Below are 19,656 nucleotides of genomic sequence, written 5' to 3'. Positions count from 1 at the left end.
CAAGAAATCCGCAACGACGTGAGAAAACGCAGAACGCCTAGGTCAGCCCGCAGCCGCCCCGTCCGGAACGCGGATACACCCCACGCTGCTCCGGGCCCAGACCGTCAACCCCTCGGCGATACCAGGCGCGGCAGTGACGCGGATGTCCCCGGTTGAGGTGCGGGCGCGGACGTTACCCCGCTGAATCGCGGCGACGGTGACGTCTCCCGAGGATGTGACGAAGTCGCCCGTGCCGCCGAACCTAGCGATGCTGATGTCGCCGGCGGTGGTGGTGATGTCGGTCCGGCCGGTGACCTCGGCGCCATGGACGTCACCAGACGTCGTGCGGACGGTCAGGGTGTCGGCGGTGTCCACGTCCACGTCCCCCGAACTGGCGTGGGCGGTGACAGAGCCGAGGCGGCCCTTGGCGCTCAGGTCGGCGGCGTTCCCGTCGACCTCGATGTCGCTGCCGGGCGGTACGAGCGCGACGACCTCGATGTCCCCGGATACCGCGCGGGGCGGGGCCCCGGGCTGGATGTGCTGGCCGTTGATGACGTTCGCGCCGTGGTAGTCGCCCGCGATGAAGGTGCCGCTGCCGTGGTTGGCCTGGACCTGGATGCCGAAGTTGCCGTTGGTGCGGATGGTGGCGGTGCCGGGGAGTTTGGGGACGGCGACGACGAGGCCGTGGTCGGTGGTGTGGAGGGTGGCGCGGTCGATGAGGTCGGCGAGCGCGGGGTCGGTGGTGGTCGCGGTCAGGGTCAGGGTGGCGGTGGCGCAGCCGGGCGCGGCGGCGATCTTGACGTGTCCGAAAGGGACGGTGATGTCGAGACGCGCCGGGCCGGGGGCGGCGGCAACGAGGGTGCGGGGCATCTGATCTCCCTTGGCATGTCGGGGTTGCGATTAGGTCCACGTGGACCTTAACTTAGGTCCACGTGGACCTCAACTCACCGCACGGAAAGGCAGCGCGTTGATAAGCACACGTGGACCTGAGAAACTCCGGTTCGTGCCCAGACAGCCCCAACCCGGTCGCCAACACCGGTCCGTCACCCTCTCGGACGACAACTGGGAGCCCGGCGAACTCATCGCCGAGGCCATGGGCACGACCCGCAGCCAGCTCGTCGAGGCGCTCTGGGCCTACTTCATGCGCCGCCCCGGCGCGGAACTCCCGGAACGACCGCCGCAGGAACTCATCGACCGCGCCGACGCCGCCTGGGAAGAGCGCAAGGCCCGCATCCGCGCGCGTGCGCTGACCCTGCCGTGCCCCAGCTGCAAAGTGGAGAGCGGTCCCTGCCTCGCCGGCAAGGCCAAGCGGCCGACCAACACGATGATCCACCGGCCCCGCCTCATCAAGGCCGGCGCCGAGATCGCTGAGGAAGAGCGCGCGGCGGAAACCGACTCCGACGCCTGACATGCCGTTGCCCGACGGCGGCGCTCCCGCCTGATCCTCCGGCCCCCGTAGGCCCGTCCCATCCGACGCCCGCTCCCCGGGTCGTCGCTTCCCCCACCCCTGCCTCGACCTGGGGAGTCCCTCGCATGCCCGAAAGTCCGCGTGCCGCTCCGGCGCCGGAACCCGTACCGGCCGCGCTGCTCGGCGCCCGGGGAGTCTTCATCTGGCAGAAGGCACTGCACATCGCTGGCCTCGACCTGCCCGAGAAGGTCCGGTACACCCTGTGCGTCCTCGCGCTGTACATGAACCCCGACGGCACCCAGGGCCGCCCCGGGTATCACCGGTTCGTCCTCGCGCGGGGCGGTACGGAGCGGACGCTGCGCAGGCATCTCGACCAGGCGATCGCCGGCGGTTGGCTGATGTGCGTGCAGCGCGGCGGCCGCAACGGCGACGGCACGACCCGCGCCAGCGTCTACATCGCCACGTTCCCGGCCGCAGTGTTCGCGCGGCTCGCCGAGATCCTGGCGCCCGCGTGGGGAGACTGCGAACTTCCCGAGATGGCGGCCGAAGCGCTGCCCGCCGAACCGTCTCAAGCGGACACCCAAGAACGTCCGGTTGAGACCGCGCCTCATCCGGACACCTATGAGTGTCCGGATGAGGATTCTCAACCGGACAAAACGCGAACCTCAACCGGACATCCTGACGCCTCAACCGGACATGCAGCATGTCCGCCCACCGATCAGGTCCACCGACCAGATACACCGATCAGTCAGTCGACGCGCGCGCGAGACCGGCAAGGCACCCGCTGGCTTCACGAGCGCTACGGACTGACCGACGAGGAAGCCGCCGCCGTGATCGAGGTCGTGCGGGGGCGCGCGGGCACGCGAGTCGTGGACCTCGTGAAGTACATGGAGTCGATGACCGTCCACCCCGACGGGTCACCCAAAACCGATCTGCTCGACATCGTCGAGGCCGTCCAGCTCCACTCGACCGCCACCACGACCGCGCCGGACGACGACGACGACCCGTACGACGACCGCACCCCGACCGGGCCCGCGCTGCCCGACAGCCGCTCGGTCGCCGAAGCGCTCGCCGCCGCCACGCCCGACCGGCAACCCGAACATGACGGGCCCCGCCCCTCCGTCGCCCAAACCATCGCCGCCGCGAGGAAGCACCTCGCCCAGATCGCCGCCGAGTCCGAAGCCGCCCGCCTTGCCAAACGACCCCCCGCCCTCCCCGGCCGGTGGGAACCTGAACCAGCCGACCAGCACACCCACCACACGCCCGAGCATCTGCGCGAGCGGATGCACGAGCAGACGATCACCGGAGCACCATGACCCAGGACCGTATTTGCTCAACCCCAGGATGTGGCACAGGCGGAAAGCTAACGCGCGGGATGTGCAGCCGGTGCTATCGCTACTGGCTCGACCACACCCCGGTCGAGGAACGCGAGATCGCCCCCAGGTTCGTCGACGACTTCTGGAGCCAGGTCGAGAAGACGCACGACTACGGATGTTGGCTCTGGACAGGCAAAGCCGACCCGAAGGGCTACGGACGCTGGAAGAGCAAGCACCTCGCACATCGAGAAGCATGGCGACGCGAGCGCGGGCCAATCCCAGACGGCATATGGATCCTCCATCACTGTGACACCCCGCCCTGTGTCAATCCCGCCCACCTCTATCCGGGAACGGTCGTGGAGAACGTGCGAGACGCGGTCGCTCGCGGCCGCGCCTACCGACCTCCGCGTAAGACCCACTGCCCTAGAGGCCATGCAAAGGAAGGCGACAACCTGGTGGTAGTACACCAGCAGGGGCGTGAGGTGCACCGCTGCCGGACATGCGAGAACGAACGGAGCAACCGGCGCCAGAAGGAAGCTCGGCGCTCACGCGGACTGCGGCAGACGCGCCTCTCGGACGACGAGCGTTCCCGGATCGTCGCCCTCCGTCGGGAAGGACGCACCCATCCTGCAATCGCGCGGGAGGTCGGACGCGGCATCGCAACGGTCGGGAGAATCCTGAGGGATGCTGGCGTGTAATGGATCTCGCCACGCACGCGCTCCAGCAGGAAGGCTGGCGGCCATGACCCCCAACCCCGAACCGGAGCAGCCCACCCCGGCCTGCTTCTCCTGCGGCGACGACCTCGCGGACGGCGACTCCACACCGTTCCGTGGCGCCCCCGGCTACAGCTCCACCTACGACGAAACCGGCGAACTCGAACTCCGCGTATGCGACCCCTGCCTCACCCGACACCAGCACCGCGTCACCCGCATCACCACCACCCACGTCACCTCAACCCGACGGGAACCGTGGCAGCCATGAAACTCCACGAACGCACCATGCGTGTCGGGGGCGCCCTCGCCGACCTCCGCGTCCTCCTCATCGACTTCCAGGAGAAGCACGACCTCACCGACATCGAGATGCTCAGCATCGTCAACAGCTACGAGGCGACCCACCTGAAGTACATGCTCCGCGCCGAACGCCACCCCGACGACCCCCACCGAGGCGCAGACGAAGCCGGAGACGACGACCAATGAAGACCTGGGCGGCGCGCGTGGACGGTGAGATCCTCTTCCAAATCACCGGCCCCAACGCCGAACAACTCGCCCGCGCCGCCGCCGAACAATACGGCGGCGTCCTCGTCTACCGCGAACCCGAGAAACCCACCGAGCAGAACGGCTGGCAACTCCACGGACCCTGGACCGAAGCCGAGTAGGACAACAGCATGACCACGTTCAACCCCACCCCGTTCCTCCTGGACCTCGCCACCTTCACCGAAGCGCGCCTGGACGACGAAGAACACCGCCTCACCCAAACCGCAACCCCCGCCCCCGCCCAGGCCCTCCGCGACATCAACGCCAAACGCGCCATCGCCCGCGAAGCACGAGCCGCACACGCCCAAGCCCTCGAAGCCCGCACCCAGTTCACCGACGGCATCGCCCTCGGCTACGCCCTAGTCCTCCAGAACCTCGCAGTGATCTGGGACGACCACGCCGACTACGACCCGCGCTGGCTCCCACCGTCGAGCTGAACTCACCCCATCGAGCCGACCCCACGCGACGTAGGCACGCCCCCGAACAAGCGGTGAACCACGCCAGCAACCACAACGTCCAACCCGTCCAACCCCACCAGCAACCGAACGGACCAGCCCCCCGATGGACAACTGGATCAAGCTCATCGAGGCCATCGCCAAACTCATCGGCTCCTTCGCCTGGCCCCTCGCAGTACTCACCCTCGTGATCTTCATCCTCAAGCGACACCGGGACGCCGTTGACAGCGTCTTCGCCCGCATGACCTCCCTCACCCTCCCGGGAGGCATCGAGATGAGCATGGAACAGAAGCTCGCCGAACAAGAGCAGCAGGTGATCGAGGCCGCCGAACGCGTCGCCGAGGCCCCACCGAATGAACGAGAGCCAGCCCTTCAACTCCTCGTCGAGGAGACGGACCGGCACCGCCGGCTGCAAGAGCTCTCCGAGATCATCAACAACACCCGCTTCTCCGAGGCGATCAGGCAGAAGGCGCTCGATGGCATCTGGGCTCTCGACATCGACACGACGTGGCGTGGCGAGGAGATCAGGACCATCGAGCAGTTCGACAAGATGAGCGCGCAGAAGGGCGCGATCCAGCGACGGATCAAGAAGCTGAACAAGTCCTAGCCGAGGCGCAAAGGTCGCTGCCACCGACTCCCCCACTCCGTACGCCGTACAGGGCACAATGGGGGCCAAGGGGGTGACCATGGCCAGACCAAACGAGGACGGCCCCGACCTCGAAGGCTGCACCCGGAACCACTGCCACGCCCGCAAGAGGGACGGCTCCGGGACCGCCTGCCACCTCCCGGCCGGCTGGGCAACCGACCACGCCACCAACGACGAAGGCCCCGGCGTAGGGAACTGCAAACTCCACGGTGGATCCGTCCGGAACGCACGCGTCGCCGCGCGCACCGCGAAAGCCCGCATCGCCGCCGAGCGGTTCGGCGGCTCGCTCGACATCGACCCCGCCACCGCCCTCCTCCAAGAGGTCCAACGGTCCGCCGCGACCGTCGCCTACCTCCAGCTCCGCGTCCAGGAACTGGAGGAGGACCAGATCGTCTGGGGCGTCACCGAGGAGACCATCGGCGCCGACCGCGAGGTGAAGAAGAAGGCCACCCCGAACGCGTGGATCGTCCTCTACCAGCAGGAACGCCGCCACCTCGCGCAGGTCTCCAAGGCCGCCTTGGACGCCGGCGCCACAGCCACGATCGTGGACGTCTTCCGCCAGGTCGGCACCACCTACGTCACGCTCGTCGGGCGGGTCGTAGAGCAGGTCATCGTCGGCCTGGAGCTGTCAGACGAGGACGCAGCGCGCGCAGCGACGATCACCCAAGCCGCGTTCCAAACCGAGCTGGACAACCTCACCAGCGGGGCCGCAGCATGAGCCCGAAGATCCGCGTCACGCTCGACGCCGGCTCCGGCGAGATCAAGGAACTCCTCACCGTCGAGACCGTCGACGACGGCGCGCTCGACAGCGTCGCACCCGTCACGGACGACGAGGACGCGCTGATGGCCCACCTCGCCTCCGCGCTCCGAGCGGCGGCCGAGATGCTCGAAGGGGACTCCTCGACACCCACCACCCCGTGGGGTTGCGACTGGCCGAGGCCCGTCATCCACGTGGACCCCGCCGTCCGCTCCGGCCAGCCCATGATCCGGGGCATCTCCTGCGCGGCCATCGCCGACCGCGTCCACGCCGGCGACGCACCCGAGGACGTCGCCCTCGACTACGGCGTCACCCGCACCGAGGTCCTTCTGGCGTGCTGGTGGGCTGGCCTGAACGGGCGCCCCTACATCCGGCGGCGGTTCGCCGCGTGGGCCAAGAACGCACACCAGCTCATCGCGCGCGGCGAATACGACCAGGTCCCCGACCCGCCCGCACGACCGGAGAGAACATGACCAAGTCCCGCATCGCCTTCGTGGACACCGAGACCACCGGCCTGTCCCTAGACGACGACATCTGGGAGTTCGCCGCCATCATCCGCGAGCCCGACGGCACCGAGCACGAACACCACATGTTCATCCAGCACGACTACGCGAAGTGCTCAGCGCTGCCTGAGCCGTTCCTGAGCGACCACAGGGCACGATTCGCCCCCGGCGAGGCCGCGAAACCACAGGCGAAGGCAGCCCGCGAGATCGCCGAGATCCTGTCCGGCCACCCGCACATCGTGGGCGCCGTCCCGAACTTCGACACCGAACGGATCGCTATCCTGCTGCGCCGCCACGGGCTGGAGCCCGGCTGGCACTACCACCTGATCGACGTCGAGGCGATGGCGGTCGGCTGGGCACACGGGGTGTTCCGGCAGTGCGCCGACCAACTCGCCGCGCGGGGCCTGCCGCACGACGTCGTCGACCAGGGGCCGACCCTCGTGACCGCACTGCCGTGGAACTCCGACTTGCTCTCCGGGGCGCTCGGCGTCGACCCGGGCGCGTTCGACCGGCACACCGCTATGGGCGACGTCCGTTGGGTCCGCGCCCAGTACGACGCGATGACCAAGGCGCCCGTCCGCGAGCTGCTCGCCAAGGTCCACGTCGGCCACGGCGCCGACCAGGGGCCACGCCCGGCCGAGGAAGGCCGTGCTGATGCCTGAAGCTGGAGCCGATCCGCTCGCCGCGCGGTGCCCGGCCTGCCTCGCCGACCCCGGCCGCCCCTGCACCGCCACCAGCAGCGACCTCCCCCGCGAACTCGCGCACAAGCTCCGGCCACTCGCCGCCGCAACCCGACTCCGCCGCTGCCCGAACTGCGCCGAATGCGCCGGATGGACGCCCTCCGTCCGGACGCCTGCCGACCCGGCGGAGGTGTCGTGCCCGGTCTGCGCCGCCCCTCCAGGCGCCACGTGCACCGAGAGCGGGAACGCGCGGGCCACCTGGCACGAGGTGCGTGTCCGCGCCGCCGCCCTCGCACTCGAACCCTGCGGGGCGTGCGACGGCATCGGGTGGATACCCGACCCCGGACCGAAGGAGGACACGCCCCATGCCTGACACCACCCACCGCGTCGCCGTGACGCTTGTGGCCATCACCGACGACGACGCACACCAGGTCATGGCCAGAATGCTGGACGCCGTCCGCAACGCGCTCCCCGAACTGGCCATCGACTACGCGACCAACAGCGGGTTCGACCTCAGCGAGGACGACGAGGCCGAATCAGAGGTGCACCTAGTCGTGGACGGCACCGGCATCGTCCGCGCCTACCTTGACGCCCCTGACCGCGCAGACAAACACGCGCGCACCGTCGGTGGCGTCATCGTCGAACTACCGATCATCGCCGACCACCGGCGCGAGGCGACAGCGTGACGGACGACGACCGGCCCATCATGACGTTCGGCAAGGGCGAGGCGTGGTGGTGGACCAGCGACGACAACGGCATCCCTGACCATCCACCGGTCCACCTCGGCACGGTCACCATCGACGGCCTCACCCCCGACGAGACACCCACCGGCCCCGAGAAAGAACCACCCCATGGCTGACCTCCCCAAGGACGCCCTCACCCGCGCCACCGCCCAAGCCATCCAATGGGCCACGCTCATCGGCGTCCTCACCGCGATGCCCTGCATCGCCTGGCTCTGGAAATGGGCGCTATGAACACCGCCCTCCACGTCCTCGCCGCCGTCGTCGGAACCGCCGTCTACCTCGCCCTGGGAGTGCGCTACGCCGCCCACCCCTTCATCGCCCGCGAGGTCGAACAGAGCTGCCAGAGGTGGCCGTCCCTCATGAACGAGCCGGGCAAGATCGAGTCTTGGCGTCGCACTGCCGCCATCGCCGGCGTCGGGCTCGCGCCGCTCTGGCCCGCATACCTTCTCTACCGCGTCGCGATCAACGCGCTGGTCAAGACAGCGCCGCTCTCGCCCACCGAGCTCCGGCGACAAGTCACCGACCGCGACCGGCGCATCGCCGAGCTCGAACGGGAGCTGGGCCTCCGATGAGAGCAACCCGCAAGCAGCCCGAACCACCAGACGTCAACGACGCAGCGAACATGCTCGCCGGGGGTCTGGCAGACATCCGTGAAGCCCTCGGCCCCCTCGACGAGACCGTCCGCGGCTACCGCGACCAGCTCCAGCGCGACGGCTGGTCCACCGCCGCCGCCGAACAGATGGCGATCACGCTCCACCAGCTCATGCTCGCGAGGCTTTTCACGGAAGGCGGATGATGGTGAACACGATCGGGCCGTCCGAAGACGCCTGCCCCGGCGCCTGCAACCGCCGCTACCGTGACGCGTGGGCGGCGTACACGACCGCGCACACCGCCTGGCGGAGCACCTGCGCCGCCCTGTCCGGCACCGCCGCGCAGCTCCTCGCCGACGTCCCCGAGGACGAGGATCTAGCGCCCGACGCCTACGATGCGCTCTTCGCGATCGTCCTCCCCGAGGAACCCGGCCGCCTCCCCGACCCGCCCGACGAACCCGAGGTGCCGTTCACCGCGGGCGAGGCCGTCACCGCCAGCGGCGCGAACGTGTGGTGCCCCAGGTGCCGCCGACGGATCCGCGCCGCGCTCGTCGAGATCGGGGACCTCGCCGCGACACTGGAGGCGTGGGCGGACGGACACCGCGGCGCCGCATCCGGCGAGCACATCCCCACCCGCCGCACCACCGCGCCGTCCCCCTCGCCCATCACCGACATGCTCGACGCCCTCTACGGAATGCTCGCCGACGTCGAACGGCAATGGCGCGAGCACGCCGGGCACCCGCCCCGCCCCGGCCGCTCCCGCGGCGGCGACGCCCGCCAGCGCACCCTCGCCTACCTCCTGGAGCAGGCCGACAGGATCCTCGACAACCCCGGCTCACCCCGGTTCGGGCGCGGGATTCTGGCATGGCAGGCACGGCTGCTCCGCGCGACGAAGTCCGACCCAGTCGTCCGCCGCCGTCCCGGACGGTGCCCGCGCTGCACGTGGGTCAACGTCCTCCAGACCCGCGACGACGGACACATCGAATGCCGCAACTGCGGCCGGTTGATGAACGAGGACGAGTACCAGGACGACGTCGTCAGCGTGGCCGGGTTCGATGTGGTGGACGAGACGATCGCCGCGCGCGCCGCGTCCTAGCGGAGCACCATGAGCAGACGCCTCCCGCGAGCGTGCGAGGCGCCGAAGGCTGGCCGTTCTGAAGGGATCGACATGGCAGAGACGACCCGTACCGAAACGACCAGCGACACCAGGTCGGACGCTGGTCCGATCATCATGGTCGTCACGCTGAAGAGCGGCGCTCAGATCCGCGCGGATGTCGACGAGTACCGGATCCAGCACAACCGTCTCGGTGGCCTCGTGGGCATCAAGTGGCAGGCCACCGCCCGCGCCAACGCCGCGATCGAGTACCTCGACGTGAGCGAGGTCGCCGCCGTTCACACCGAGTGGTCGAACGCGTGAGCGTGCGGCTCGGGCTCGACATCCCGCGCGTGACCGGGCTGATCTCCGTGTTCAACGACGCGATGCGCGGCACACCGGAAGCCCTACCGCTGGAGGAACGCGCCCGGCTCGCGCTGGACTCCCTGCCCGCCTGGGTCGTCCGCGACATCGGAGCCGCCGCGCAGAGGCTCGCGGATCTGGCCAACGAGACGGCGGCGAAGACCTGAGGCGGGGCGCCCGCGCGGAGACACCCCGCCATCCGAACGTCAGCGTCAGGCGACCTGCGCCCGCGCGGCCTCGGAGAACAACGCGTTCGTCATCGCCACCGTCTTCGGCGTGAACCGGCCCTTCCCACACACCATCCCCGTCGCCTTCTCACCCGGCGCCAACTGCGTGGTGTCGATCGCGTTCTCGTACTCGCCCATCACCTGATCGGTCGAGTGCTTGGTGCCGCCGGTGTCGGTGATCGAGAAGTACAGCGGGTTGACCTCCAGCTGCTTCTTCCCCTGGTTCGTCACCGTCACCTTCACGCACGTCAGCGCACCACCGCTCGACAGCACGCTCTTCGTCGCGGTCGCGCGCTTGGCGACCAGCTTGATCGGCACCGCGCTCTTCGGCTTGCCCTTCCCGGTGGCGCCCTTGCCCGACTCGGTGGACTGCACGGCGACCGGGTCCTGCGCGGCCGGGTCGCACGCGGTCGCACCGAACACCAGAGCGGCGGCGACGGGCAGGATGATCGTGAGGCGCATGTGAGGGTTTCCTTCTGTCGTGATCCGAGCCTCGGCGGGGGGCGGTCGAAACGGTAGGGGTAGGACGCGGCACGTTCACAGCGCGTTCACGGCTACTACTCGGCTGTCACCATCCGGCCACCGTGGAACCACGGACACCCATCCGGGAAAACCCCGACGCGGCATCACCGCCGGTCACACCCGGGGCGAAGATCTACCCTGAGCCCATGAGCGGCACCGACCTCAACCGCGACGCGCTCCTCACCATCCCCGAACTCGTCACCTTCTTCGACGGCCAGGTCTCCTACGGCGCCATCGACCAATGGGTCCGCCGCAACAAGATCACCCCACGCGGCCGCAACGACCGCGGCCAACTCCTCATCCGCTTCGGTGACGCACTGCAAACCGAAGCCGACACCCACGCCACCAAACGCGGACGACCTCGCAAGACACACCCCGCCAGCTTGTTCACCGATCACTATTTGTGAGACCCTCTCCTCAATGTGGTGCTCTGTCGCCACACCCCCAAGGCCCAGGTCGAGCCACCGGCTCCCGGGCCTTTCTCCTTCCCCCCGGAGACACGGCCACCCCGGTCTGCTGCCGTCGGCCGCCCAGCACCACCGACCGCCTGCGAGGAACCCCATGCCCGACGAGCAGACCACCGTCTACCTCGGCAACCGCGACGCCGTCGAAGTCACCCACGACGACCACGGCCGCGAGACCCGCACCCCCCTGCCCGGGAACCGCTGCACCACCGTGCAGCCCCCCGCCGGAACCTCGATGGCCGAGATCTTCGCCACGATCACCGCGCCCCGCGGCGTGTGGGCCTACCACTCCGACAGCGCCCCCGCGTGGGTCGCGTCCACCGACCCGGCGCTCGCGCAACTGCTGGCCGCGCATTACGGCTGCGAGGTCCGCGACCCCGAACCCGACCAGCCCGCCGCCGCCGACGCCGGCGCCGAGGCTGAGGAGGTCTGACCGGTGCTCACCAACGGCGGCCGCGACCACGTCCTCGCGGCCTGCTTCACCACCAGCACCCAACCCGCCGCCGCGAACTACATCGCGCTGACCGCGAACTCCACCGCCCCCTCCGCCTCCGACACCACCCTCACCGGGGAGATCACCACCGCGAGCGGCGGCCTGATCCGGGCGCAGGCGACCTACGCCCACACCAACGGTCAGGCCACCGCCACGCTGACCAAGACGTTCACCGCGAACGGCTCGGATTCACTTCCGGTGACGGTGGCGAAGATCGGTGTGTTCAACGCCAGCAGCTCCGGGACCATGGTGTACGAGACGCTGCTGTCGGCCACCGCCACGCTCTCGGCGTCCGGCGACGCGCTGACGATCACCGAGACGATCACCGCGAGCTAGCGCCCTACCTGCGACCGTGGCGATCTCCTACGTCGGGGGCGGCAGTGCCGGCGGGAATGTCGCCACCCTGAACCTCGCCTGGTCGTCGCTGTCGGCGACGCCCGCGTCCGGGGACGTGGCCCTGCTCATCTGGTCGCAGTCGTCGGGCAACACCGTCACCAGCGACCCATCCGGCTGGACGGCCGCCGCCGCAGCGGTCGTCTCCTCCCAAGGGTCGCTACGCACCCGCGTCTACTACCGCGTCTGCACCGGCAGCGAGTCCGGCAACATCTCCGGGACCATGAACGGCACCAACCGGCAGACCTTCTCCGTGACGGTCTACCGGGGCGTCGACAACACCACCCCGGTCAACGCCATCACCAGCCGCAACGAGGGCGCGTCCGCCGTCACCAGCCACCCGTGCCCCGCCGTCACCCCGACGGCCGCCGGATGCGCGATCGCCTCCATGATCGGCGAACGGCAGTCCACCGGGTCCACCGCCATCACCACCAGCGGGTGGACCAAACGCGTCGACTCCGACAGCCTCGCGCTCGGCTCCGGCGGCACCATCACCGGCATCGCCGATGACGGCCTCGCCGCCACCAACCCCTCCGGCACCCCGGTCACCCCACCAGACCTGGTCGGCAACGTCGCCTCGTCCGGCGTCACCACCTGGTCCCTGGCCATCCTCGCCGCCGGAGGGGGCGGGTCGTCCAGCCGATCCGCCACCGACTCCGCCACCCTGGCCGACAGCCCTGCCCGCACCGTCCAAACCGCCCGCGCGGCCACCGATACCGCGGCGCTCGCCGACGCCGCCGCGCGCACGGCCGCCGCGCCCAGGGCAGCCGCCGACGCCTTGACCGTCGCCGACAGTTCCGCCCGGCAGGCCACCGCCCCCCGCGCCACCGGCGACACGGCCAACCTTTCCGACGGCTGCGCCGCGGCCGTCGTCCTCGCCCGCCCGGCGGCCGACACCGCGACCACCGCCGACGCCGCTACCCGGACAACGATCTCGACCCTCATCGCCAGCGACAACCTCACTGGCGCCGACGCCGCCGCAGCGGCCACCGCATCAGGACGTGCAGCCACCGATTCCGCCGCCGCAGCCGACACCGCCGCCGGTGCTCTCGCCGCGGCGCGCGCCAGCAGCGACACCACAACCACGGCAGACCAAGCCACCGCCGGCACCGGCCGGGGCGCGACCGCGACCGACACCCTCACCGCAGCCGACACCACCGACCTCCAGGTCACCTACCAGCGCCCGACCGGCGACACCCTCACCGCCACCGACCTCGCCTCCCCGGCCAGCGCCCAGGGACGCGACGGCAGCGACACGGTCACCGCCGGCGACACCGCCACCCCCACATCCGGGCGCGGTGCCGCCGCGGCCGACACCGCGACGCTCCTCGACGCGGTGGCCGGCTCCACCGCCACCGCCCGCGGCTCCGGCGACAGCATCACCACCACCGACGCGCCGACCCGGACCAGCGACCTCACCCGAGCGGCCACCGACCTCCTAGCCCTGCCCGACCTGCTGTCCGCCGGAGGGCACCTCACCAGGCCGGCCAGCGACACGATCACCCTGACCGACACCGTCAGCGCCCACCTGCCCGGGGTGCCGCCCCTGCCCGACCTCGCCGGGACCGCCCGCGTCGCCGGCCAGCTCAGCGGGACCGCGACGGTGCGCGGCGCCCTGTCCGGACACCTGCGGTGAGGAGGACGGCGTGGCGGTCTACCTCGAACTGACCCTGGTCCAGGGCGACGACCAGAGCTTCGCGTTCACCGTCACCGACGACGACGCCCAGGCCCCGGCGAACCTGGCCGGCGCGGCGGTGCGGATGCTGATCAAACCGTCGAAGGACACCGACGACGAAGACGCCACCGTGGTCACCCTCACCGCGGCCGTCACCGACGCGGCCGCCGGGGAATGCGAGGCGGACGTCCCCGCCTCCGCGGTCGCGACGGCCGGCGCGCGCTGGTGGAAGCTGACCGCGACGCGATCAGGCCAGCACAAGACCGCCCTCTACGGCGTCCTGTGGGTGCAGGACACATGACCGTCCTCGACCCCGTCCAAGGTGTCGCCGCAGCGATCCTGGCGCACTTCGAGCCGCCACCCCCGCCCCGAGGCCGCCGGTGGTCGACACCCGGGCAGCTCGCCCGCGCGATCGACCGCGCCACCCGGCAGACCGCCGCGCTCGACCTCATCGACCGCGAGCTGGTCGAGCTCGCCGACGGCGACACCGACCGCCTCCAGCTCTACTGCCCCCCTCAAGAGGGGAAATCACAGAGAGTATCCAGAAGGTTTCCGCTCTGGCTTCTCGCGCACGACAAGACCTTGCGCATCGGGATCGTCTCCTACAACGACAACAAGGCGCTCCGCTGGGGCAAGGCCATCCGCCGTGACGCGGCTGACAACCCGCAGCTCGGGATCCGGCTGAGGAAAGACACCCGGGCGGCCGGGTACTGGGAGACCGAAGATGGCGGCGGCGTCATATGCGCCGGGATCGCGGGCGGGATCACCGGCGAAAAAGTCGATGTGCTGATCATTGACGACCCGTTCCGCGGTCGAGCCGAAGCAGAGTCCGCGACCTACCGCGATGCCGCCTGGGACTGGTGGGAGTCCAACGGCTCAACCCGAGGATCGTCGCGCTTCAAGGTGTGCTTGATGATGACGCGCTGGCACTGCGACGACCTTGCTGGGCGGCTGGTGACACGCGAGCCGGGTCGGTGGCGGGTCGTGTCGATCCCGGCGGTCGCGGGCAAGGGCGTCCAGATCAAGGGCGCTGACGGCCGAGCGAAGACGGTGTGGGTTGCCGACGGCGTTGATCCGCTCGGCCGCGCCCCAGGCGAGGAACTCGTCTCCGTCCAGGACCGCAAGCCCGGCTACTTCCACGGGCTGCAAGAGGTGCGCTCCCCGTACGTGTGGCGGAGCATCTACCAGCAGACCCCGGTCGCCGCCGAAGGCAACATGTTCCGCCGTTCGACTTTCCGGTACTGGAACCCGATGCCAGCCGACCTGAGCAGGCACGGCACGGCCGATGGTCGGCGTGTCGACCTCGACAGCCGGCCGGTATTCCTGGATGACTGCTGGCGATTGGCCACGGTCGATCTGGCCGCGTCCACGAAGCGGTCGGCGGACTACACGGTTGTGTCGGCGTGGGCGATCAGCCCGGACGGTGACCTGATCCTTTTGGACCGCGCCCGGAAGCGCGTGGTCGAGGAGGACCACTGGGACCTGGCCCGGCCTCTGGTCTCTCGGTGGGCGCTGGCCACGGTATTCGTGGAGAAGTCGTTCATCAGCTCCACGATGGTGATCGACGCGACGAAGGCCGGACTGCCGGTTGAGCCGGTAGCGGCGGACACCGACAAGGTCACCCGCGCGGTCCCGGCGACGTCCCGGTTGAAGGCGGGCCGGGTGTGGTTCCCGGCTGAAGCGGACTGGCTGGACGAGTGGTGCGACGAGTTGGCTGCGTTTCCATCTGCGGCACACGACGACCAGGTCGACACCCTCTCCTATGCGGCGCGGGTGGTCGCGGCGCACTGGCTGCCGCAGGAGACCGCCGACCAGGTCGACCAGCGCCGCACAGCAGGACCTGCGGACGACGGCGCGATCGGGCAGGCGTACACGGCTTCCACAGGGGCGGAGCCGCGCACCGGCGACTACATGTCGATGGACTGGTGACCGCTTGAGCTCGATCACCGCCTGACCTCCCTGGGCAAGGGAGGTCGGGGCATCCCGCCGTCACTGCGCCGCAGAACAAAACTAAACACGCAGGTCAGGGGGTGAATGCATGGCGCCACCCACGAAGGACCTCGGAACGATCGACTTCGCCGACGTCGTCGGCGCGCAGTGGGTCGACGTCAACGAGTTCGTCCCCGACCTGGCCTGGCCCCTCAGCGTTCGGATGTACTCCCGGATGCGCCACGACCCCAAGCTCACGGCGATTCTCAAGGCCTACTCGTTGCCGATCCGCCGCGCGACCTGGGCCATCGATCCCGCCGGGTGCCGCGACGAGGTCGTCCAGGTCGTGGCTGACGACCTCGGCGTGCCGATCCTCGGCGCCGACGCCGTGCCTGGCCCGGCGCGCCGCCGTGGTGTGTCCTGGGCCGAGCATCTCCGCCTCGCCCTGCTGTCCCTGGTCTACGGCCACGCCGTGTTCGAGCGCCGCTACGAGATCCGCGGCGGCCTCGCACGGCTGATCAACCTGGGCGAGCGGATGCCGTGGACGCTCGCGATGATCAACCTGAACCGCGACGGCACCATCCAAAGCGTCACCCAGGACCTGGCGTGGACGACACCAATGACCGCGAACCGGCTGGTGTGGTACGCGCATGACCGGGAGGGCGCCACCTGGACCGGCCGGTCTCTGCTCCGCGCCGCCTACGGGCCTTGGCTGCTGAAACACGAGATGTGGCGTGTGCACGCCACATCGAACCGGCGGTTCGGGATGGGTGTCCCGAACGTCGAGGCCCCCACGGGCGCGACGCCCGCGCAGGTGCAGGAGGCGCAGCGGCTCGCGTCCTCGATGCGAGTCGGAGACCAGGCCGGGGTCGGTGTCCCGCACGGTTTCAAGGTCAATCTCACCGGCCTCAGCGGATCAGTCCCGGACACCGTCGAGTTCGTCCGCTACCTCGACCAGCAGATGTCCACCCTCGCCCTGGCGGGGTTCCTCGACCTCGGCCAGACCCAGACCGGAAGCCGCGCGCTGGGCGAATCGTTCATCGACCAGTTCCTGCTGTCGCTGCAGGCGGTCGCGGACGAGGTCGCCGACGTCGCCACCTCCGGGCAGCCCGGCCTGACCGGGATCGTCACCGACCTCGTTGACGTGAATTGGGGTGAGGACGAGCCGGCGCCGAGGGTCGTGTGCACCGACGTGGGCCGCCGCCACGACCTCACGGCCGAGGCCCTTCAGGGGCTGGTGTCCTCGGGGGTCATCCACCCCGACGACGACCTGGAGGCGTACCTGCGCGGCACCTACCGGCTGCCCAAGCGCAAGCGGGACGACATCGCCACGGCGGAGCGGTCGTACGCCTACGACCTGGATTACGGCATCCTCACGGTGGACGAGCGCCGCGCGCAGATCAATCTGCCGCCGCTGCCAGGCGGTGCGGGGGCCCAGCTTCCGACGCCGAGCAACCTGCGGTACGCGCCGCCACCCGACACCGAGACCGCGCCGACGGCGCCGCAGGTGCAGGCACGCGCGGCGGCGACCGCGCGCGGCGAAGCGTTTTTGACCGTCGATGAGCGCCGCGCGCGGCTCGGCCTGCCTGCCCTTCCGCAGGGCGCCGGCGCCAGGCTCCCCGACGCCGGCGCCGCGCCGCCTGCGCCGCCCGCGCGAGCCGCCGCTCAGCCGCGCGGCGCCAGCCCCCGCAGGCGCACGGCGCGGCGCGGCGATGTTCGGGCGGCGGGTGACAGCGCAGCCGGGCATCGGCAGCTCACCACCGTCGAGGCCGCCGCCGGGATGGACCCCGACCAGATCGCCTCCGACCACGACGCCGCGCTGGAGGATCTCCTCGCCGCGTGGGCGGCGGTGCAGGCCGCGCAGACCGACGCGCTCGTCGAACAGGTCGCTGCCGCCGTCGTGGCGGCGGAGACGGCGCAGCTCGCTGCGCTCACCCTCGACACCTCCGCCGCGGCCGAGGTCCTGGCGCCCGCCCTGCTGGCGATGGCCTCGACCGGCGCCGGGCAGGTCGTGGCCGAGGCCGCGTCCCAAGGTGTCGACCTGGCCACGCCCGAACTGGACGAGGACGCACTCCGTGCGCTGGCCGACACCATCGCCGCGCTGATGGGTTCTGCCACGGCGGACGCGGCCGGGCGGGAAGCCCTACGCGTTTGGACTCCCGGCGCGTCGGGCGAGGACGTCGCCGGGCTGGTCCGCTCCCATATGGAGGGGCTGACGGATGCGTGGCCGCGTGAGCAGCTCGGCGGGGCGCTGTGGGCCGCCCAGGCGCACGGCCGCTGGGCCACCCTCATGGACGCCGGTGAGGCCACCTACGTCGCGTCGGAAGTCCTGGACACCGGCACCTGCAAGAACTGCGTCGAGATCGATGGCACAGAGTTCGACTCCCGTGAGGCGGCAGGCGCCGCCTACGCGGCGGGCGGCTACATCGAATGTCTCGGCCGCCTGCGGTGCCGCGGCGTGCTTGTCGCGGTCTGGCCGGACTCATGACCGACCCGGCGCCCGAGGTCACGGTGACCGTGCCGCCCGCGCTCGTCACGGTCCCCAACGTGGAGCTCATGCACGTCGGGCAGTGGCCGATCTCCACCGGCATCGCCAACTTCACCGCCGGGGACCTCGCCGCCGCTGTCGCCGCCCTCGACTGCCCGGCCGTCCGTCGCCCGGTCCTCAAGCTCGGCCACGCTGAGCCCGACCCTGACGAGAACGGGCAGCGCTGGGACGGCGAACCCGCCGTCGGCTACATCGCGAACATGGCCACCGTCGAGGGCGGCCAGACATTGGTCGGGGACTACGCCGGGATGCCCGCCTGGATGGACGGGCAGTTCCTGGCGTCCGCCTACCCCGACCGGTCCATTGAGGGCCGGTACGACCACCGGTGCCAGCTCGGCCACACCCACCCGTTCGTGATCACCGCTGTCGCGCTGCTCGGCGTGGTCCCTCCGGGGATCGGGACGCTGCAGTCCCTCCAGGACGTCGCCGCGCTGTACGACGTCGCCGCCGCTACTGATCCGGCCGGAGCCGGGGTGCCGGTCGCCGTGACGATCCGCGCCGCCGCCTCGTCCACTACCCACGCCGCCCGGGAGGACGCCGTGCCCAACCCCAACCCCGCCACAGTCCGGGCGGGCGTCTCCACCGATGACGTCCGCCGCGCGTTCTACAGCTCCGAGTACGGCTCGGGCTGGGACGTCTGGATTTGTGAGATGCAGCTCGGCCCCGACCTGCAGCTGATCGTGATGGACGACTCCACCGGTGGCCTGTCGCGGGTGCCGGTCACCATCGGTGAGGGTGACGGCGAGGATGCTGTGACCTTCGCCGATCCGGTCAAGGTCGTGGTGCGGTACGAGGACGCCCCTGCCGGGGTCGCGGCGGTCGCTGCCGCGTCGTCGCGGCCGCCGGTGCTGCGGTATGCCTCGCGCGCCGAGTCGCGTCCCAGTGACCGCCCGGCCGCAGCAGCCGAAGGCCAGGACGCGACCGAGAACACGACCGAGGACACGGCCACCGAGCCGCAGGCAGCCGACCCGGACGGCGCCGAGCCGGACCCCGCGCCCGCCGAGCAGGCGCACACAGACCCCCCTGCCGCGACCGCGGTCGAGGGTAACCACAACCAGGAGGGAGAGCCCATGGATGCGGCTCTGCTCCGTCAGGCCCTGGGGCTCTCTCCCGAGGCCACCGACGACGAGGTGAGGACCGCCCTCACCACCCAGGGCATCACGCCCACCCCACCGGCGCCCGCCGGCGACCCCGAGGACCAGGCCCCGGCCGACCCCGAGGGTGAAGGCGGCGACGCCCCGGCCGCCCCCGCCACCGACCCCGCCGAGACGCTCGCGCCCGGCACCGTCACGATCGACGAGGCCGCTCTCGCCGAACTCCGCGAGCAGGCCCTGGAAGGTGTGGCCGCCCGCGCCCAGCAGCGCCGCGAGGCACGCGACCGCGCCCTCGACGACGCCATCAAGGCCGGGAAGTTCCCGCCGGTCCGCCGCCCCCACTGGGAGAGCTACTGGGACAAGGACGAGACCGGCGCCAAGGAGGCGCTGGCGTCGCTGGCGCCCGGCCTGGTGCCCGTCCAGGACGCGGGCGCGCCGGGTAGCGAAACCGACGCGGCGGCCGACGCCAGCGAGTTCGACTCGCTGTTCACCCGCCCCGTCCCCGCCACCTCGAAGGGAGCCTGA

The 19,656-nt window shown here is 70.7% G+C and carries 30 protein-coding genes; 28 read left to right on the top strand and 2 right to left on the bottom strand.

Annotated elements, in window-relative coordinates; translation table 11 throughout:
* Window positions 1-42: 42 nt before the first annotated feature.
* The gene (locus GNZ18_RS33320) at window positions 43-849 is read right to left on the bottom strand and encodes a DUF4097 family beta strand repeat-containing protein (RefSeq protein ID WP_156220611.1); all 807 of its coding nucleotides are present in this window, start codon (window positions 847-849) and stop codon (window positions 43-45) included.
* Between the two features lie 133 nt (window positions 850-982).
* On the opposite strand from GNZ18_RS33320, the gene GNZ18_RS33315 reads away from it, so the two are divergent.
* The 20 genes from GNZ18_RS33315 (at window position 983) to GNZ18_RS33225 (ending at window position 9,953) form a co-directional block, all read left to right on the top strand.
* Complete coding sequence (locus tag GNZ18_RS33315) at window positions 983-1,387, top strand: hypothetical protein (protein WP_156220610.1); 405 nt, start codon at window positions 983-985, stop codon at window positions 1,385-1,387.
* 125 nt (window positions 1,388-1,512) lie between these two features.
* Complete coding sequence (locus GNZ18_RS33310; protein WP_156220609.1) at window positions 1,513-2,703, top strand: hypothetical protein; 1,191 nt, start codon at window positions 1,513-1,515, stop codon at window positions 2,701-2,703.
* A complete protein-coding gene (locus tag GNZ18_RS44130) occupies window positions 2,700-3,401 on the top strand; it encodes an HNH endonuclease (RefSeq protein ID WP_156220608.1) in 702 nt (233 codons plus the stop codon). The genes GNZ18_RS33310 and GNZ18_RS44130 overlap by 4 nt, the downstream gene beginning before the upstream one ends.
* Before the next feature lie 43 nt (window positions 3,402-3,444).
* Window positions 3,445-3,684, top strand: coding sequence for a hypothetical protein (locus GNZ18_RS33300; RefSeq protein WP_156220607.1), 240 nt, complete (start codon window positions 3,445-3,447; stop codon window positions 3,682-3,684).
* On the top strand, window positions 3,681-3,899 hold the full coding sequence (locus tag GNZ18_RS33295) for a hypothetical protein (protein ID WP_156220606.1): 219 nt from the start codon (window positions 3,681-3,683) through the stop codon (window positions 3,897-3,899). The genes GNZ18_RS33300 and GNZ18_RS33295 overlap by 4 nt, the downstream gene beginning before the upstream one ends.
* A complete protein-coding gene (locus GNZ18_RS33290; RefSeq protein WP_156220605.1) occupies window positions 3,896-4,078 on the top strand; it encodes a hypothetical protein in 183 nt (60 codons plus the stop codon). Before GNZ18_RS33295 ends, GNZ18_RS33290 begins: the two co-directional genes overlap by 4 nt.
* Before the next feature lie 9 nt (window positions 4,079-4,087).
* On the top strand, window positions 4,088-4,393 hold the full coding sequence (locus tag GNZ18_RS33285) for a DUF6221 family protein (RefSeq protein ID WP_156220604.1): 306 nt from the start codon (window positions 4,088-4,090) through the stop codon (window positions 4,391-4,393).
* Window positions 4,394-4,517: 124 nt separating this feature from the next.
* A complete protein-coding gene (locus tag GNZ18_RS33280) occupies window positions 4,518-5,018 on the top strand; it encodes a hypothetical protein (RefSeq protein ID WP_156220603.1) in 501 nt (166 codons plus the stop codon).
* A gap of 79 nt (window positions 5,019-5,097) precedes the next feature.
* A complete protein-coding gene (locus GNZ18_RS33275; RefSeq protein ID WP_156220602.1) occupies window positions 5,098-5,775 on the top strand; it encodes a hypothetical protein in 678 nt (225 codons plus the stop codon).
* Entirely contained in the window at window positions 5,772-6,287 is a 516-nt protein-coding gene (locus GNZ18_RS33270; RefSeq protein ID WP_156220601.1) for a DUF433 domain-containing protein, read from the top strand. The genes GNZ18_RS33275 and GNZ18_RS33270 overlap by 4 nt, the downstream gene beginning before the upstream one ends.
* Window positions 6,284-6,979, top strand: coding sequence for a 3'-5' exonuclease family protein (locus GNZ18_RS33265; RefSeq protein ID WP_216651520.1), 696 nt, complete (start codon window positions 6,284-6,286; stop codon window positions 6,977-6,979). Before GNZ18_RS33270 ends, GNZ18_RS33265 begins: the two co-directional genes overlap by 4 nt.
* Complete coding sequence (locus GNZ18_RS33260) at window positions 6,972-7,370, top strand: zinc finger domain-containing protein (protein ID WP_156220600.1); 399 nt, start codon at window positions 6,972-6,974, stop codon at window positions 7,368-7,370. Before GNZ18_RS33265 ends, GNZ18_RS33260 begins: the two co-directional genes overlap by 8 nt.
* Complete coding sequence (locus GNZ18_RS33255) at window positions 7,363-7,683, top strand: hypothetical protein (RefSeq protein WP_156220599.1); 321 nt, start codon at window positions 7,363-7,365, stop codon at window positions 7,681-7,683. The genes GNZ18_RS33260 and GNZ18_RS33255 overlap by 8 nt, the downstream gene beginning before the upstream one ends.
* The gene (locus GNZ18_RS33250) at window positions 7,680-7,856 is read left to right on the top strand and encodes a hypothetical protein (protein WP_156220598.1); all 177 of its coding nucleotides are present in this window, start codon (window positions 7,680-7,682) and stop codon (window positions 7,854-7,856) included. Before GNZ18_RS33255 ends, GNZ18_RS33250 begins: the two co-directional genes overlap by 4 nt.
* Window positions 7,849-7,971 carry a hypothetical protein gene (locus GNZ18_RS43390; RefSeq protein ID WP_281378200.1) on the top strand — a complete coding sequence of 41 codons (123 nt, stop codon included), beginning with the start codon at window positions 7,849-7,851 and terminating at the stop codon, window positions 7,969-7,971. Before GNZ18_RS33250 ends, GNZ18_RS43390 begins: the two co-directional genes overlap by 8 nt.
* Window positions 7,968-8,312 (top strand): hypothetical protein, encoded by a 345-nt coding sequence (locus tag GNZ18_RS33245; protein WP_156220597.1) that lies wholly within the window; start codon window positions 7,968-7,970, stop codon window positions 8,310-8,312. The genes GNZ18_RS43390 and GNZ18_RS33245 overlap by 4 nt, the downstream gene beginning before the upstream one ends.
* Window positions 8,309-8,536: a hypothetical protein gene (locus GNZ18_RS33240; protein ID WP_156220596.1), complete on the top strand. Its 228-nt coding sequence runs from the start codon at window positions 8,309-8,311 to the stop codon at window positions 8,534-8,536. Before GNZ18_RS33245 ends, GNZ18_RS33240 begins: the two co-directional genes overlap by 4 nt.
* A complete protein-coding gene (locus GNZ18_RS33235; protein ID WP_156220595.1) occupies window positions 8,533-9,426 on the top strand; it encodes a hypothetical protein in 894 nt (297 codons plus the stop codon). Before GNZ18_RS33240 ends, GNZ18_RS33235 begins: the two co-directional genes overlap by 4 nt.
* Window positions 9,427-9,498: 72 nt before the next feature.
* Window positions 9,499-9,747 carry a hypothetical protein gene (locus GNZ18_RS33230; RefSeq protein WP_156220594.1) on the top strand — a complete coding sequence of 83 codons (249 nt, stop codon included), beginning with the start codon at window positions 9,499-9,501 and terminating at the stop codon, window positions 9,745-9,747.
* Window positions 9,744-9,953, top strand: a complete 210-nt coding sequence (locus GNZ18_RS33225) for a hypothetical protein (protein ID WP_156220593.1) — start codon at window positions 9,744-9,746, stop codon at window positions 9,951-9,953. Before GNZ18_RS33230 ends, GNZ18_RS33225 begins: the two co-directional genes overlap by 4 nt.
* Window positions 9,954-9,998: 45 nt before the next feature.
* On the opposite strand, the gene GNZ18_RS33220 is transcribed toward GNZ18_RS33225, so the two are convergent.
* Complete coding sequence (locus tag GNZ18_RS33220) at window positions 9,999-10,475, bottom strand: DUF4352 domain-containing protein (RefSeq protein WP_156220592.1); 477 nt, start codon at window positions 10,473-10,475, stop codon at window positions 9,999-10,001.
* A gap of 206 nt (window positions 10,476-10,681) precedes the next feature.
* Between GNZ18_RS33220 and GNZ18_RS33215 the strand changes: the two genes are divergently transcribed.
* The 8 genes from GNZ18_RS33215 (at window position 10,682) to GNZ18_RS33185 (ending at window position 19,656) form a co-directional block, all read left to right on the top strand.
* The gene (locus GNZ18_RS33215) at window positions 10,682-10,942 is read left to right on the top strand and encodes a hypothetical protein (RefSeq protein WP_156220591.1); all 261 of its coding nucleotides are present in this window, start codon (window positions 10,682-10,684) and stop codon (window positions 10,940-10,942) included.
* A gap of 154 nt (window positions 10,943-11,096) precedes the next feature.
* Complete coding sequence (locus GNZ18_RS33210; RefSeq protein WP_156220590.1) at window positions 11,097-11,432, top strand: hypothetical protein; 336 nt, start codon at window positions 11,097-11,099, stop codon at window positions 11,430-11,432.
* A gap of 3 nt (window positions 11,433-11,435) precedes the next feature.
* The gene (locus tag GNZ18_RS33205) at window positions 11,436-11,828 is read left to right on the top strand and encodes a phage tail fiber protein (protein WP_156220589.1); all 393 of its coding nucleotides are present in this window, start codon (window positions 11,436-11,438) and stop codon (window positions 11,826-11,828) included.
* A 16-nt stretch (window positions 11,829-11,844) separates the two neighbouring features.
* Window positions 11,845-13,521, top strand: a complete 1,677-nt coding sequence (locus GNZ18_RS33200) for a hypothetical protein (RefSeq protein ID WP_156220588.1) — start codon at window positions 11,845-11,847, stop codon at window positions 13,519-13,521.
* Window positions 13,522-13,531: 10 nt separating this feature from the next.
* Entirely contained in the window at window positions 13,532-13,861 is a 330-nt protein-coding gene (locus tag GNZ18_RS40975; RefSeq protein ID WP_173390957.1) for a hypothetical protein, read from the top strand.
* Entirely contained in the window at window positions 13,858-15,489 is a 1,632-nt protein-coding gene (gene terL / locus GNZ18_RS33195; RefSeq protein WP_173390956.1) for a phage terminase large subunit, read from the top strand. Before GNZ18_RS40975 ends, terL begins: the two co-directional genes overlap by 4 nt.
* Before the next feature lie 109 nt (window positions 15,490-15,598).
* The gene (locus GNZ18_RS33190; RefSeq protein WP_156220586.1) at window positions 15,599-17,977 is read left to right on the top strand and encodes a phage portal protein family protein; all 2,379 of its coding nucleotides are present in this window, start codon (window positions 15,599-15,601) and stop codon (window positions 17,975-17,977) included.
* A complete protein-coding gene (locus GNZ18_RS33185; protein WP_156220585.1) occupies window positions 17,974-19,656 on the top strand; it encodes a phage protease in 1,683 nt (560 codons plus the stop codon). The genes GNZ18_RS33190 and GNZ18_RS33185 overlap by 4 nt, the downstream gene beginning before the upstream one ends.

It is taken from the genome of Actinomadura litoris (assembly GCF_009733595.1).
In the GTDB taxonomy this organism is placed as follows: Bacteria; Actinomycetota; Actinomycetes; order Streptosporangiales; family Streptosporangiaceae; genus Spirillospora; species Spirillospora litoris.
Note: the sequence above shows the minus strand (reverse complement) of the source record. Positions and strands in the feature narration are given on the sequence as shown.